We start from the raw sequence: 14,765 nt of genomic DNA, 5'->3' as shown, positions 1-14,765 counted from the left end.
TCCTCTATCTATTACTTATCGTTTTTCGGTGCTAAAACTAAGAACATACTGCGTCCTTCCATTTTAGGCTTAGATTCAACTGTACTAACTTCAGCACAAGCTTCTGAGAAGCGATCTAAAACACGTTGACCGATTTCTTTATGAGTAATGGCACGTCCTTTAAAGCGAATTGACGCTTTAACCTTGTCGCCTTTCTCTAAAAACTTGATAGCATTACGAAGTTTTGTGTTAAAGTCGTGTTCATCAATTGTTGGACTTAAACGAACTTCTTTCATGCTAATTACTTTTTGATTTTTGCGCTGCTCTTTTTCTTTCTTCTGTTGCTCAAAGCGGAATTTACCGTAGTCCATAATGCGGCATACTGGCGGTTTCGCATTTGGAGCAACTAATACTAAATCAAGATTAAGATTTGCAGCTAAGTCTAAAGCGTCATTACGAGACTTGATTCCAAGTTGATCGCCATTTGCGCCAACTAAACGTACTTCACGTGCACGAATTTGCTCGTTAATCATCATATCCTTGCTAATAGTAAGCCACCTCCAAGGTTTTCTCAGAACATATTTTGTAGTCATAGAACCCGACAAAAAAAGTGCGGGCATACGACACCCACACTTGTAAAATCTTAAGTAAGAAATACATTTACCTGCTAACTGCGAATGCGTCCATCAGGTGAGAAGCGGGTGCTTCTACTTGTTCCACAAAACAATATTCTATTATCCTTGATGAGTTTATCATAGGACATGACGTCTGTCAAGAAGACGCGATGTGTTTTACTAACAACAAGAAATATTGTAACAAACAACTAACATACTTGCAATACTTTTTTACGATAAGTGTTACATGGGTATTTTTTCTAATTCCCCTCAAGTATATTACATAAAAAAGCCGCGGTATACCGCGGCTTTTTCTTATCGTTTTCCTTCTACTTTAATCATGTCAACAAAAGCATCTAATGCGATTGTTTCTGATTTTTGTTCACCATATTTACGTACGTTTACGCCGTTTTCAGTTACTTCATTGTCACCTACTACAAGCATGTACGGAATTTTTTGCATTTGTGCTTCACGGATTTTGTAACCAATCTTCTCTTCACGAGTGTCTAATTCAACACGGATACCAGCACGACGCAATTCGTCTTGTACTTTCTTCGCATAGTCTAAATGTACTTGCGGAGAAACTGGAATTACTTGTACTTGAACTGGAGCTAACCAAGTTGGGAATGCACCTTTGTATTCTTCAATTAAGAAGGCTACGAAGCGTTCCATAGTTGATACAACACCACGGTGAATTACAACTGGACGATGTTGCTTACCGTCTTCACCAACATAAGTTAATTCAAAGCGTTCTGGAAGTAAGAAGTCTAATTGTACAGTTGAAAGTGTTTCGTCTTTTCCAAGAGCAGTACGAACTTGAACATCCAGTTTTGGACCGTAGAATGCCGCTTCACCTTCAGCTTCATAGTAATCAAGACCCATTTCATCCATAGCTTCTTTTAACATACCTTGTGCTTTTTCCCACATCTCATCATCCGCATAATACTTTTTAGTATCTGCTGGGTCACGATAAGATAGACGGAATGAGTAGTTCTCTAAACCGAAATCTTTGTACACTTCTAGAGTTAAGTTTACAACACGTTTTAACTCTTCTTTAATTTGATCTGGACGAACGAAAATGTGCGCATCGTTTAAAGTCATTCCGCGTACACGTTGTAATCCAGATAACGCACCTGACATTTCATAACGATGCATTGTTCCAAGTTCCGCAATACGGATTGGTAATTCACGGTAGCTGTGAATATCATTTTTATAAACCATCATATGGTGAGGACAGTTCATTGGACGAAGAACTAATTCTTCATTATCCATTTCCATTGATGGGAACATGCCATCACGGTAGTGGTTCCAGTGACCAGAAGTTTCATATAACTCTCTGCTTCCTAATACTGGAGTGTATACGTGATCATAACCTAAGCTTGCTTCTTTATCAACGATGTAACGCTCGATAATACGACGAATTGTTGCACCTTTTGGTAACCAAAGTGGTAAACCTTGTCCTACTTTTTGGCTATTAGTAAATAGTTTTAATTCTTTACCTAATTTACGGTGATCGCGCTCTTTCGCTTCTTCAAGCATACGTAAGTGCTCATCTAGTTCTGCTTTCTTAACGAATGCAGTACCGTAAATACGTTGTAACATTTTATTATTGCTATCGCCGCGCCAGTAAGCACCTGCAACGCTTAATAATTTAAACACTTTAATTTTCCCTGTAGATGGAAGGTGAACACCACGGCAAAGGTCGAAGAATTCGCCTTGCTCATAGATTGAAATAACTGCATCTTCTGGAAGGTCGTTAATTAAATCTAATTTTAACTCATCGCCAATTTCTTCAAAGCGACGAAGTGCTTCTGCACGTGGTACTTCATGACGAACGATTTCTAAGTTCTCGTTCACGATTTTTTGCATTTCTTTTTCGATTTTCTTGAAGTCTTCAACTGTAATTGCTTCTTCCATATCGATATCGTAATAGAAGCCATTTTCAATTACTGGGCCAATGCCAAGCTCAAGCTTAACATCTTTATATAAACGTTTTAACGCTTGTGCTAAAAGGTGGGCTGTTGAATGGCGTAAAATATATAAGCCATCTTCAGAATCTAATGTAATAATAGAAACTGCACCATCTTCTTCGATTGGTGTAACAAGATCGATCATCTCATCGTTTAATTTTCCAGCTACAGCTTTTTTCTTTAAGCCTGGGCTAATAGAAGCTGCGATTTCTTCAGTTGTTACGCCTTTTGGAAACTCCTTCACAGCTCCATCAGGGAAAGTAATTTTAACTACATCTGCCATCACTGGTCACTCCTCTTTTTCTCAAAATAAAAAACACTCATCCCATAAAAAGGGACGAGTGTTGAATTCGTGGTTCCACCCTTGTTCCAATTAACATGATCGTTAATTGCTCAAGTTCAACATAACGGTGTTGTCCGTTAGCAATTACTAAAAGAATCGTTCACTGCTAAAGTTTAGAGGTGGTAAGTAATAATCCCGTACTAGGAAGCTCACACCCTAAGGCTTCCCTCTCTGAAAATCGTAGAAAACTACTCATGTCCTCATCATGACATTTCGATATATTTCATTTATGTAGGTAATTATATGCTCAAAAACTTAGAAAATCAAGGGCGTTACCTTTATTTTTTAAATTTTTCACATTGCGCTCAAAATCATGTAATCCATGTAATTGGACCCGTTCTTGAAACACATTTCGCAAAGTAATAATCATATTATGGTCTTGTTCCTTCGTATATAAATAAATCTTTTTTGGCGAAATAGAAAGAAGCGGCGCAATTACTTTTGTATCAATATATACATCATTTTGCTTTAATAATTCTTCATCTATATATTGGACCAACTTCTCCTGTTTTAAACGTCTACCTTTATCATCATAAAAGATAAAGCTTTCATCAAAAATAAGATGCACACAGGACAAGCGTGATTTACGGCTACTCACTTGTTGCCGAAGCGTTTCAATGAACATTTGGTATTCTTGCTCCATCTTATACTCATCAATTGCCACTTCCGCAAGTTTAGCCACCATTTCCCTATATGTACGAAGACGAAAACGGATATATGATGAAAACGAGAATGAGAGCGGATCACAAAGCCAATTATTTAAAGAAGACTTAATATATGACTCAAATGCGTTACGAGTTAAATCCTGAGCTACACCTTTTCTTCTTCCCTTTAAAATCTCATGTGCCATGTGCAATATTTGATGACACTCTTCTTGTTCTTCATAAAAAAACTTTTCTTTTAAGATCGTATAAATCCACTCATTTTGTTTCACATTCACAATGAAATACACCATTACTGGCAATAAGATCTTTTCAATATAATTCGATTCATGTACTGGTATGTGAATCACCACTTTTTGCTCCTGTAAATACACACTCGTTTCCTTATATAACACTTCCGCTCTTTTCAGCAATTGTCTATATACGTGCATAGCATCATTTTTTTCTTCGAAGCAAATTTCAATCACTTTTGTCCCCCCTTTTATCCCTGCTCTAAAGGACTGTATCTATACGTTACAAATCCTATAAGAGTCCTTTCCGCGTGAAGTTCACTCTTAGTAGAATTACATTTCCTATCGTTAGAAAATCCACTCAATCTGGCTTGCTAATTTTATATATATTAAGGGAGGGAGAAAAAAATGATACAAGCTACTATGAATTTTTTATTGTATACTTTATTTATCACTAAAAGGGGGTATGTGAATGTTCGAATATAAATTCGTAAAAGTCGAATTCCATTGGGGGCTCACTCGCTCAAAACTAGCTGAAGACTACCAAGAAATTATTCAAGAACATGCTAGAGATGACTGGAGGTTCGTACAGATTGTCGCCCCTACGATTGGCAGTTCTGGACAACCTGAATATTTCGACCTCATATTTGAAAAGAAAATATCACTATAATACAAAAGAGCAAGCTTCTCAGCTTGCTCTTTTACTTATGACGACGATTTTTCCCACCAATCGGAATTGGTTTCGCTAAATATTTAATTCGTTCCATAATACGTGCTGCCTTCATTTCTTCAGCCTCACCACGCTGTGTATACGTTAAATGGTGTTCCAGTTGTTTAAAATCAAAATTAGACGTAAAGAACGTCGGTAAGTTTTCTAACATACGGAATTGCAAGATTGCACCAAGCACATCGTCACGCACAAAGCTTGACATTGCTTCTGCCCCGATATCATCTAACATTAAAACTTGTACGCGTTTAACCGCATCAATCTTTTCACCAATCGAATTATCTTGAATCGAACTTTTGATTTCACGTAAAAATTCTGGGAAGTATACGAGCATCGAACTTATTTTCTTTCGAGCAAGCTCGTTCGCAATTGCTCCTAAAAGGTACGTTTTTCCTACACCAAATTTACCGTACAAATATAAACCTTGTGCTTTTTTACCTGGTTCATATGTACTTAAAAATTCATTCGCTGCACCAATTGCATCGATACGTGCATTTAAATCAGAAGGGTCTAAGTTTTCCATAGTTGCCTGTAAAATATCCGTTGGCATATATACACTTTGAACGAGTTTTTCATATTTCTTTCTCTCGTCATGTGCTACTTTTCTAACGCAGCGATCATATTGAATATCAATCATTTTCCCTTGAATAACAAGCTTTGGCTCGTACCCTTGCAGCATATTTTTACATGAACCTAAATCCGGACAATCCACGCAACCTACACTTTGTCCAATATATTCATATAGCTTCACAAGACTGCGCTCAATCATAGAAGTCGTTACTTCACCTTTATGTTCGTCTATAAATTCTTTCACACGCGGATGCGCCATTACTTCTGCCTTTAATACTTCATATCTATTTTTAAATTTTTCATTTCCCATTAATTTTGCAAATGAATTTTGAATATGCTCCATTTTCTCACCTCAAAGAGCGTTCATTCTCTTCTATTAATCACGCTTATATTTTTTTAACACTTCTTCTAATCGTTTTCGTTCATCTTCTAACGTACTTGCATCTTTTTCTACACTTACATCTTTCTTCGCCGTTTCTTTCTCTTGTTCCTTCGGCTCTTCTTCCTTAAGCCAATCTGGTACCATTTCTTTCCGTACCGTTTTCTTCGCCGTACGGCCTTTTTTCTTCGTCTCAGCCCACTCTTGATATTGACGGTTCTCTTCTTTCGCTAACGCCATCGCGTCCGCTACTGTACCAACCTTTTTACGTGCCCAATGCCCAGCAATCTTCTCGACATACGTTTTCGCAAGTTTCATATCTGAGCGTAGCATAACGTAATAAATAAGTACATTCACAACTCCTGGTGTCAATTTTTGATTAATCATGACATCTTCAACGATTTGCAAGTCCGCTTTCGTTGCCTCTGCACCACCAGAAATCTCTTTCAATAATTGTTTTGGCGAGATTTCCTCTAGCTGCTTTATTAGCATCTCCTCTTGCGATGAAGGCTCTTTCTCTTTCATCGTACGTGCAGCATGAGGCTGTACTCTTTCACTTAATACCGGTAATGCTTGACCATTTTCAAATTGATACCAATCGCGAGCTCCTTTTCTAAGCCTTTCCATATCAATTGTTTGCATCTCTGTCACCGCACCAAGAACGATATTTTGCATCGATAACACATCTACACCATACACGTAAGCAAGTGTTATAACGCAGTCTCTTACTTGACCTGTAATCGACTTTTTAGGAACAAGAGCGGACAATCCATCTACAAATAAAGAGAAATCAAAGAAATCATTCCAAACTTTCGGAGCGTCTCCCTTCTCGTTACTTGGCATAGTTGTCGTTTTTGGGATACGAAGATCTTCTTGCGCATGCTCAAGCTGTCCTGGATTAAACGAACCAAACACATCATTGAAAGAGCGCGTAACATTTTCATAAGAAGCAAAATCAAATTCTTCTTCTAAGAAATATTGCTTTACTTGATTATATTTTGTCCGACTCAATCGATTGTATAAAAAGATACTTAAAACAATATCATCAAAAAACTGCTTTGGAGATAAAGGTGGTTGCAACTCATATATGAACATTCGAATATCTTTTTCTTTCTTAATATATACCTTCAAAAGCCCAATTGCCTCTAACTTTACTCGTTCCTCATATATTTCAGGAAGTTGCATTTGCATAGTCACCATAAGGGAATGATGTGTATTCTCTTTTCCAAATACACGATCTTGCTCTAGCTCCCCCCATAGTGTCATGTATAAGCTAAAAGCTCTACTACCTATTAACGGCTGATACAACATCGTTAATACTTTTCGGTCGTAATTATGCAGTAGCCCTTTCGCACTTACTTTATAACGATCAATCGGCAATAGCTCCATCCATGACTGTTTTTCCATTATTGCTTTTCCTTTCTCTCATCCAATCTATCCTCTACTTCATTCGTTCTATCTTCATTATATAAATTCTTAGTGAAAAAGAGCTATTAGCTTACGCTTCTAGCTCTCTTATCCTATTACTTACGGTATGTAAAGAGAATAAAATACAACTTCTACTCTCTTTCTTTTTGCAGTATATCTTTTAATTCTTCAATAAATACATTTAAATCTTTAAATTGACGATATACAGAAGCAAAGCGTACGTAAGCAACATCATCAATATCGCGAAGTTCTTCCATAACAATTTCACCAATCATATCACTTTTCACTTCTGATATACCTAAATTACGCAGTTCACGTTCCACGCTTTGTGTTACTTCTTCTAATTGTCTTAAAGATACTGGTCTTTTTTCACACGCTTTAATTAAACCACGTAAAATCTTTTCTTTATTAAACTCTTCTCGTGTGCCTTCTTTTTTTACAACGATAAGAGGTGACTCTTCTACCCTTTCAAAGGTCGTAAAGCGACTTAAGCAACTTTCACACTCTCTCCTTCTTCGAATAGAGCGCCCCTCGTCTACCGGACGCGAATCTAACACTCTTGTACCATTATGAGAACAGGATGGACAACGCAATTCATTCACTCCTTTACACTATACTCTTTATTTTTCTCTACTCACTTCACCTAAAATATATATACAATATTATATAACTCATTCTAACTCTCTTACCACTTTAAGTTTCAGCGCATCACTTTATCATCTCATCCTTAAAAATAAGATGGTATATAGGGCACTACCTCATTTGCAAGAGTACAATTTATTCAACTAACCAGTACGTTATATTACCTCTTTTTTATAAACTAAAAAAGAGGTGCATTATACACCTCTTTACATTTTAAATCAATTATGTTCTTTTTTAAAGAGCTTTTGTTTCTCTCTGCTTAATTTCGAAGCTACCAGTGCCTCGAGGAAGCTCGATGCTCTCACGCGTTTTCGCGTTTAAACCTTCTGCAATATATTCTGCAGCAACATTTGGATCAATACGATCCCCACAAGTATAAACATCAATACTCGCGTAACCGTGCTCCGGAAAGCTATGAATTGTTAAATGTGATTCCGAGATAATTACTACTCCACTTACACCTTGTGGTGCAAATTTATGGAAAGCAACCTCACGCACTTCAGCACCAGCTCTTAGTGCTGCATCCACAAATAATTGTTCAATATACGGCATGTCATTAAGCTTGTCGAAATCGCAATCCCAAAGTTCAGCGATCACGTGACGACCCATCGTATCCATAGTATCCATTCTACAGTTCCCCCTTGTAAATTTATTCTAACTGTTCGAATTGAAAACTAATTTGCAATTTGGCTTGCTCCACTACCACGGGGGAAAGTTAGTCCAGAGAGGTCCTAACCCTTTAAGTAGTGACTACGTACCTCAGCTCTTAAGTTTACGAGTGTTAGTATACTTTGTTTATTTTCATTTTGCAACAACAGTTTTTTCGATTTTCTGTCATATTTTCCTCTTTACTTTTCCCTAAAAAAAATAAACGATTCACAAATGCAGTAATCACAACGTTTCGTGGTATGTCCACTTTTTAAAATATACTCATATAATTTTTTTCCTTTTCAGAAAAAAATAAAAAAAGAGGGCAAATATTGCCTTGCCCTCCCCCTTATTCACTTAAATGTGTTGCACATTTTCTTGTTTCGCTAACTCTTCAACAACTAACGTTACAAGATCTACAACACGACGAGAGTAGCCCCACTCGTTATCATACCAAGCAAGTACTTTCACTTTACGATCACCCATTACCATTGTAGATAAACCATCAATGATAGCTGAGTGTGTATTTGTATTAAAGTCGATAGATACTAAAGGCTCTTCGCTGAATTCTACAATACCTTTTAACGCACCGTTTGCAACCGTTTTGAAAGCTTCATTAATAGCTTCAACTGTCACATCACGTTTTACGTCTACTACTAAGTCAACAAGAGACACGTTTGGCGTTGGTACACGAAGTGCCATACCATGAAGTTTTCCGTTCAAGTGCGGAAGAACTTTTGCTAGCGCTTTCGCGGCACCTGTCGTTGTCGGAATGATTGATTGTCCGCAAGCACGCGCTCTTCTTAAATCTTTATGTGGGTTATCAATATTTTTTTGGTCATTTGTATAAGCGTGAACAGTCGTCATTAAACCGTTTTCAATTCCGAACTGCTCATCTAACACCTTTACAACAGGCGCTAAACAGTTTGTTGTACAAGATGCATTTGAAATAACAGTATGTTTTGTAATATCTAATTGGTCTTCATTCACACCAACTACAATTGTTACATCTTCATTTTTACCAGGCGCTGTTAAAATAACCTTTTTCGCTCCAGCTTCAACGTGAAGAATTGCTTTTTCTTTTGAATTAAATTTACCAGTTGCTTCAATTACAACTTCAACACCTAAATCTGTCCAAGGCAATTCCTTTGGATCGCGGTTGTTTAAAAGGCGAATCATTTTTCCATCAACTAATAAGTGATCTTCAAATGCTTCTACTGTTCCGTCAAACTTACCATGAACTGTATCATATTTAATTAAGTGTGCTAACGTTTCAGATGGATAGCTTGCATTGATTGCTACAATTTCGAATGCGCTTTCTTTTATTGCTTGACGAAATACCATTCTCCCAATACGTCCAAATCCATTAATTGCCACACGAGTCATAATATGTTATCCCCCTTGAATGCGTTATACTATTTATCTCCAATCCCAATAATAGTATAACACAAAAAGGAGATATGTCACTAAGCATTTTCATTAATTTCACAATTTTTTAGTCAATAATGTTCCATTTCTTTAAAATCACCTGCAATTGTGTTTTCGTTCCCATAATTGTGCCATCATTATTTATCACTTCATCTGCATTTTTCACTTTTTCCGCTAACGGCATTTGAGATTGAATACGCGCCGTTGCTTCTTCTTCGGAAAAACCATTTCGTTTCATCAAACGTTCTAATTGTGTATCAGGAGTAACTGCTACAACTAAAACACGGTCAACGAGACTTGTTAATTTACTTTCAAATAAAAGAGGGATATCTAACACAATCGCTTGCATACTTTCTTTTATGTACATTTCCTTTTGTCTATTCATTTCCTCACGTACTGCAGGATGAACAATTTTGTTTAACTGCAATCGTTTTTCTTCATTATAGAAAACGACACTCCCTAATTTCGGCCGATCCAGTTCTCCGTCTTTTTGCAACACTTCCGTTCCAAATACTTCTACTATTTTGTTATATGCTGGTTTTCCTCGCTCTACAACTTCTCGCGCAATAATATCTGCATCAATAACTGGTATGCTCAATTCACGAAACATTTGAGACACTGTACTTTTTCCACTTGCAATGCCTCCTGTTAATCCAATTACTACTGTCATCATAATCCTCCTCATAATAAAAGGCGCGAAACTAATGTTCCACGCCCATACTTACATTTTCCAAATTCCAATAATAATGAGTAATACTCCAGGCAGGAATGTAAATTTTTGTAACCACTTCATATTCGATAAAACCGTCCCAAGTTTCATTCCAATAAACAAAAACAAAGAACTCATAACTGCAACTAATATCGCCATCATAGCGGGTGCATACCCTAATAAAGATGCACCAATTCCGGCACCAAATGAATCTACAGAAAGAGCGATACCAAGAAGTAATGCTTCTCCTGCAGAAATGGTGCCTGATTTATCAAAATCTGCTACAGTCGGTTTCCGTAAAATTTGAATTACTAGCCCTAGCGAGGCAATCTCTAATTTCCAGACCTTCTCCTCTTGCTTCGGTTCTTCTTTTTTCTCACTTCGAAAAAATTGATATAACACCCAAATCCCTATTCCAATAAGAACAAGCCCACCGATACGCGTTGCGATAACAGGTGAAAATATTTTCGCGATCATATGTCCAATTCCCATTGAAACAAGCATAACAGCCGCTGAACAGATTCCGATAATTATAATTGATTTTAGTGGAATTCTTACGCTTCTTAACCCATATGTTAGCCCTACACTACAGCTATCTAAGCTTAATGTAAAAGCTAATAAAATAAGAGATAAATAAAGGTACATCGGTAAGCTCCTCCCTTATACATAGCTCTGCTGTATGTATATGACAAATGCCTATCCGATGTTATCTCTTTTCTATATTCTAGGCTGACAAATTGGGCAGTAATGCGTTCCTCGCCCGCCAACTACTGTTTTTTCTAATATCGTACCACAAGTTACACACGGCTCTCCTTTTTTTCCATATACATTTAGGAGTTCTTGGAATGAACCAATTTGCCCTTGTGAGTTGATATACGTCCGAATTGTACTTCCGCCACGTTTTACCGCTTCACCTAACGTTGTAACGGTAGCCTCATAAATCCGCTCAATTTCTTCTACTGTTAAAGAAGAAGCTTCCCGTTCCGGATGAATTTGAGAACGGAATAAAACTTCATCAACATATATATTTCCAAGCCCTACTAAAAGACGCTGGTCCAATAGCACAACTTTTATTTTACGATTTGTCTTTTGCAATCTTTCTTGTAAATACTGCGGTGTCAATTCAGCATCAAACGGCTCCGGACCTAAGTCAGCAAGAGGCATTTGATTCATCTCTTCACCTTTCTTAAAGAGATGCATCGTACCAAACTTTCTCACATCTTTATAATGTAATTCAGTTCCATCTGTAAATAAGAAACGGACGTGCGTATGTTTATCAATCGGCTCATCCTCTTGATGTAGTAAAAACTTACCTTCCATACGCAAATGTGAAACAATAACATAATTTGTTACATATAGAAGCAAAAACTTTCCTCTTCGCTTTATATTTTCAATCTTCTCGCCTTTTAGCATTTCTTTAAAGATTTCTGCATCATCCGGTCGTTTCACTATTTTTGGATAAGTAACAATAACATCTTCAATCGTTTTTCCTGTTACAAGATTTTCAAGTGTCCGTCTGACGTTTTCAACCTCTGGTAATTCAGGCATTTCATCACTTCCTTATTTTGCGTCGTACCAAGTTGGACCGTAAGAATAATCAACTTTCAGCGGAACTGCGAGTTCAATTGCATGCTCCATTACTTCAGGTACAAGCTGCTCTAATTTTTCAATTTCTTCTTTTGGTGCTTCAAATATTAATTCATCGTGTACTTGTAGAAGAAGACGCGCTTGTAAGCCTTCTTCTTCTAAACGATCTGCCATAATAATCATCGCTTTTTTAATAATATCTGCTGCAGTACCTTGAATTGGTGTATTCATCGCTGTACGCTCAGCAAAGCTACGTAAATTGAAATTACGACTCGTAATTTCTGGAATATAACGGCGACGATTTAATAATGTGGCCACATATCCTTTTTGTTTCGCATCTTTTACGATGTCCTCCATGTATTCTTGTACACCAGGGAAACTTTCTAAATACTTTTCAATAAATTCCGCTGCTGCTTTTCTTGTAATCCCTAAGTTTTGCGAAAGACCATAATCACTAATACCATACACAATTCCGAAGTTAACAGCTTTCGCTTGTCGTCTCATATTTGAAGTTACTTCATCTTTTTCAACGCCAAATACATCCATAGCTGTTTTCGTATGAATATCCATGTCATGTTGGAATGCTTCAACTAGCCCTTTATCATTTGCAATATGAGCTAATACACGCAGCTCGATTTGTGAATAATCAGCCGCATACATAATCCAACCTTCTTCTGATGGAACAAATGCCTGACGAATCTTTCTTCCTTCTTCTAATCGAATCGGGATATTTTGCAAGTTCGGATCCGTCGAACTTAATCGACCTGTTTGTGTTAACACTTGATTAAAACGAGTATGAATTTTAGATGAATCTTCATGTACAACTTTCAGTAAACCTTCAATGTAAGTTGAATTTAGTTTCCCTAATTGACGATAATGTAAAATGTTTGGAATAATTTCATGGTGATCCATAAGCTTATCTAGTACATCAGCTGACGTAGAATAACCTGTTTTCGTCTTTTTAATAACCGGTAAGTTTAAATTCTCAAACAGAATAACACCTAGCTGCTTCGGTGAATTAATATTAAATTCTGTTCCCGCAAGCTTATAAATTTCCTGTTCCATTTCCTTTAATCTGCCTGCAAGTTCTTCTCCCATATTACGAAGACGCTCTGTATCAACTTTTACACCTTTTACTTCCATATCAGCTAATACACGCGCAAGTGGTAATTCTAACTCTGTAAACAGTTCATATTGCTCATTCTTCTCTAACTCTTCAACGAATGTTTGCTTTACATCATATAATACATGCACTTTACGAGCTACATGCTCCGCTACTACTTTTAACTCTGGAACAGCACGCTTCGCGCCTTTTCCATAAACTTCTTCGTCAGATTTCACAGCATGCGTTTCTTTCATTTTCGCTACAGTACGGAAATCTTTATCTGTATCAGCCGGATCAAGTAAATAAGCAGCGATTAATAGATCAAAGTCAACCCCTTGTATATCTATACCGTTCCATTTCAGTGCAACGATTGCACGCTTCGCATCAAATGTATGCTTTCTCATCTCTCCATCTGCAAGCCAGTCTTTAAATGCATCTGACTTAAGAGCAATGTCCTTTTGAATAAAGTAGCAACCATTTTCATTTTGAATACCAAAACCTTGAATATCTGCTTTATGATAGTTATCTTCTTGTACTTCAACAATAAGCGCACTATCTTGCTGAAGCATTTCTTCGGTAACTTCTTCCACAATATCAAATGTAATATCATCTAATTCAGCTGGAGCCGTTTCTTCTGGCGTAACACCTAATTTATTTAAAAGAGATGTAAATCCTAAACTCTCGAACATTGGAACGACATCACTTGCTTCATATCCTTTATATTCCATATCATCCACATGCACTGTAATCGGCGCATCTGTAATGATAGTTGCAAGATCTTTACTCATAAGAGCTTGGTCTTTATTTGCTTCCAGTTTTTCTTTTAATTTCTTCCCGCTTACTTGATCTAGATTGTCATACACTTCTTCAACCGTTCCAAACTGTGTTAACAATTTAATCGCAGTTTTTTCACCAACTCCTGGTACACCCGGAATATTATCTGATTGGTCTCCCATTAAACCTTTCATATCGATAATTTGCTTTGGTGATAAGCTATATTTCTCAAATAAAGCTTCTTTCGTATATTCATCTACTTCCGTAATCCCTTTTCGCGGAATACATACAAGCGTGTTATCAGAAACAAGTTGAAGTAAATCTTTATCTCCTGAAATAACTTTTACACTTGCTCCTTGTTCGCTTGCTTCTTTTGCTAGCGTTCCCATAATATCATCCGCTTCATAATTTTCCAATTCATAACGCGGTACGTTGAATGCATCAAGCATCTCACGAATAAACGGGAATTGTTCTGATAATTCAGGTGGGGTCTTTTGACGTCCGCCTTTATACTCACTATATGTTTTATGACGGAATGTCGTTTTACCCGCATCAAATGCTACTAACATATGCGTCGGTTTTTCTTCCTCTAATATTCTCATTAACATCATTGTAAAACCGTAAATTGCGTTCGTATGTATACCTTTGTCGTTATTTAAAAGCGGTAGTGCAAAGAAAGCACGATACGCGATATTATTACCATCTACTAATACGACCTTTTTTTCCAAATCAGAAACCTCCCCATGCAAATTTGAAATGATTTTTTTCACAGAAAAAAACCGTTCCTTTCCTCTCTCTATATTAACATGACTAATAGAGAGAAGAAAAATAACGGTTCTTTTCTTTCATATATAAAACAGACTTATATTGGCATAAAGGGAAGTGACGAGAACAGTTTAACTATTCTCGTCCAAAATTACTCCTTGGATGAAGGGGTTTTCATGTATTATATTAACAGAGCTTTATTAAT

Annotated in this window: 13 protein-coding genes and 2 other annotated features; of the genes, 1 reads left to right on the top strand and 12 read right to left on the bottom strand. The window is 36.9% G+C overall.

From position 1 onward, the window contains the following. Positions 1–11: 11 nt before the first annotated feature. The 3 genes from infC to ytxC form a co-directional block, all read right to left on the bottom strand. On the bottom strand, positions 12–515 hold the full coding sequence (infC, locus tag ACLBXA_RS01655) for a translation initiation factor IF-3 (protein ID WP_000973215.1): 504 nt from the start codon (positions 513–515) through the stop codon (positions 12–14). A gap of 62 nt (positions 516–577) precedes the next feature. After that, positions 578–698: a sequence feature (ribosomal protein L20 leader region), on the bottom strand. A gap of 210 nt (positions 699–908) precedes the next feature. Next, on the bottom strand, positions 909–2,846 hold the full coding sequence (thrS, locus tag ACLBXA_RS01650) for a threonine--tRNA ligase (protein WP_000786077.1): 1,938 nt from the start codon (positions 2,844–2,846) through the stop codon (positions 909–911). Positions 2,847–2,893: 47 nt separating this feature from the next. Continuing rightward, positions 2,894–3,122: a binding site (T-box leader), on the bottom strand. 31 nt (positions 3,123–3,153) lie between these two features. After that, positions 3,154–4,035 (bottom strand): putative sporulation protein YtxC, encoded by an 882-nt coding sequence (gene ytxC / locus ACLBXA_RS01645; RefSeq protein WP_000569624.1) that lies wholly within the window; start codon positions 4,033–4,035, stop codon positions 3,154–3,156. A 235-nt stretch (positions 4,036–4,270) separates the two neighbouring features. On the opposite strand from ytxC, the gene ACLBXA_RS01640 reads away from it, so the two are divergent. After that, complete coding sequence (locus ACLBXA_RS01640; RefSeq protein ID WP_000464454.1) at positions 4,271–4,468, top strand: DUF4177 domain-containing protein; 198 nt, start codon at positions 4,271–4,273, stop codon at positions 4,466–4,468. A 31-nt stretch (positions 4,469–4,499) separates the two neighbouring features. On the opposite strand, the gene dnaI is transcribed toward ACLBXA_RS01640, so the two are convergent. From dnaI to polA, 9 genes are all read right to left on the bottom strand, one after another. Next, positions 4,500–5,438: a primosomal protein DnaI gene (gene dnaI, locus ACLBXA_RS01635; protein ID WP_000400117.1), complete on the bottom strand. Its 939-nt coding sequence runs from the start codon at positions 5,436–5,438 to the stop codon at positions 4,500–4,502. 33 nt (positions 5,439–5,471) lie between these two features. Next, on the bottom strand, positions 5,472–6,881 hold the full coding sequence (locus ACLBXA_RS01630) for a replication initiation and membrane attachment family protein (protein ID WP_000415033.1): 1,410 nt from the start codon (positions 6,879–6,881) through the stop codon (positions 5,472–5,474). 152 nt (positions 6,882–7,033) lie between these two features. Then, entirely contained in the window at positions 7,034–7,495 is a 462-nt protein-coding gene (nrdR, locus tag ACLBXA_RS01625) for a transcriptional regulator NrdR (RefSeq protein ID WP_001203687.1), read from the bottom strand. Positions 7,496–7,778: 283 nt separating this feature from the next. Then, positions 7,779–8,162 carry an adenosylmethionine decarboxylase gene (speD, locus tag ACLBXA_RS01620; protein WP_002003660.1) on the bottom strand — a complete coding sequence of 128 codons (384 nt, stop codon included), beginning with the start codon at positions 8,160–8,162 and terminating at the stop codon, positions 7,779–7,781. Positions 8,163–8,549: 387 nt separating this feature from the next. Continuing rightward, positions 8,550–9,578 (bottom strand): glyceraldehyde-3-phosphate dehydrogenase, encoded by a 1,029-nt coding sequence (locus ACLBXA_RS01615; RefSeq protein ID WP_000198979.1) that lies wholly within the window; start codon positions 9,576–9,578, stop codon positions 8,550–8,552. A 109-nt stretch (positions 9,579–9,687) separates the two neighbouring features. Further along, entirely contained in the window at positions 9,688–10,290 is a 603-nt protein-coding gene (coaE, locus tag ACLBXA_RS01610; RefSeq protein WP_000219323.1) for a dephospho-CoA kinase, read from the bottom strand. A 51-nt stretch (positions 10,291–10,341) separates the two neighbouring features. Beyond that, a complete protein-coding gene (gene ytaF, locus ACLBXA_RS01605; protein ID WP_000281729.1) occupies positions 10,342–10,974 on the bottom strand; it encodes a sporulation membrane protein YtaF in 633 nt (210 codons plus the stop codon). 72 nt (positions 10,975–11,046) lie between these two features. Beyond that, positions 11,047–11,877 (bottom strand): DNA-formamidopyrimidine glycosylase, encoded by an 831-nt coding sequence (gene mutM / locus ACLBXA_RS01600; protein WP_001114475.1) that lies wholly within the window; start codon positions 11,875–11,877, stop codon positions 11,047–11,049. 12 nt (positions 11,878–11,889) lie between these two features. After that, positions 11,890–14,523, bottom strand: coding sequence for a DNA polymerase I (polA, locus tag ACLBXA_RS01595; RefSeq protein WP_000412808.1), 2,634 nt, complete (start codon positions 14,521–14,523; stop codon positions 11,890–11,892). Positions 14,524–14,765 lie beyond the last annotated feature (242 nt).

This window comes from Bacillus sp. D48C, from assembly GCF_053345735.1.
This window is presented reverse-complemented; position numbering and strand designations above follow the sequence as displayed.

Bases quoted from the DNA above. Each gene is read 5' to 3' on its own strand.
- infC (WP_000973215.1), bottom strand. From the start codon at position 515: ATGATGATTAACGAGCAAATTCGTGCACGTGAAGTACGTTTAGTTGGC.
- thrS (WP_000786077.1), bottom strand. From the start codon at position 2,846: ATGGCAGATGTAGTTAAAATTACTTTCCCTGATGGAGCTGTGAAGGAG.
- ACLBXA_RS01640 (WP_000464454.1), top strand. From the start codon at position 4,271: ATGTTCGAATATAAATTCGTAAAAGTCGAATTCCATTGGGGGCTCACT.
- dnaI (WP_000400117.1), bottom strand. From the start codon at position 5,438: ATGGAGCATATTCAAAATTCATTTGCAAAATTAATGGGAAATGAAAAA.
- ACLBXA_RS01630 (WP_000415033.1), bottom strand. From the start codon at position 6,881: ATGGAAAAACAGTCATGGATGGAGCTATTGCCGATTGATCGTTATAAA.
- speD (WP_002003660.1), bottom strand. From the start codon at position 8,162: ATGGATACGATGGGTCGTCACGTGATCGCTGAACTTTGGGATTGCGAT.
- ACLBXA_RS01615 (WP_000198979.1), bottom strand. From the start codon at position 9,578: ATGACTCGTGTGGCAATTAATGGATTTGGACGTATTGGGAGAATGGTA.
- coaE (WP_000219323.1), bottom strand. From the start codon at position 10,290: ATGACAGTAGTAATTGGATTAACAGGAGGCATTGCAAGTGGAAAAAGT.
- ytaF (WP_000281729.1), bottom strand. From the start codon at position 10,974: ATGTACCTTTATTTATCTCTTATTTTATTAGCTTTTACATTAAGCTTA.
- mutM (WP_001114475.1), bottom strand. From the start codon at position 11,877: ATGCCTGAATTACCAGAGGTTGAAAACGTCAGACGGACACTTGAAAAT.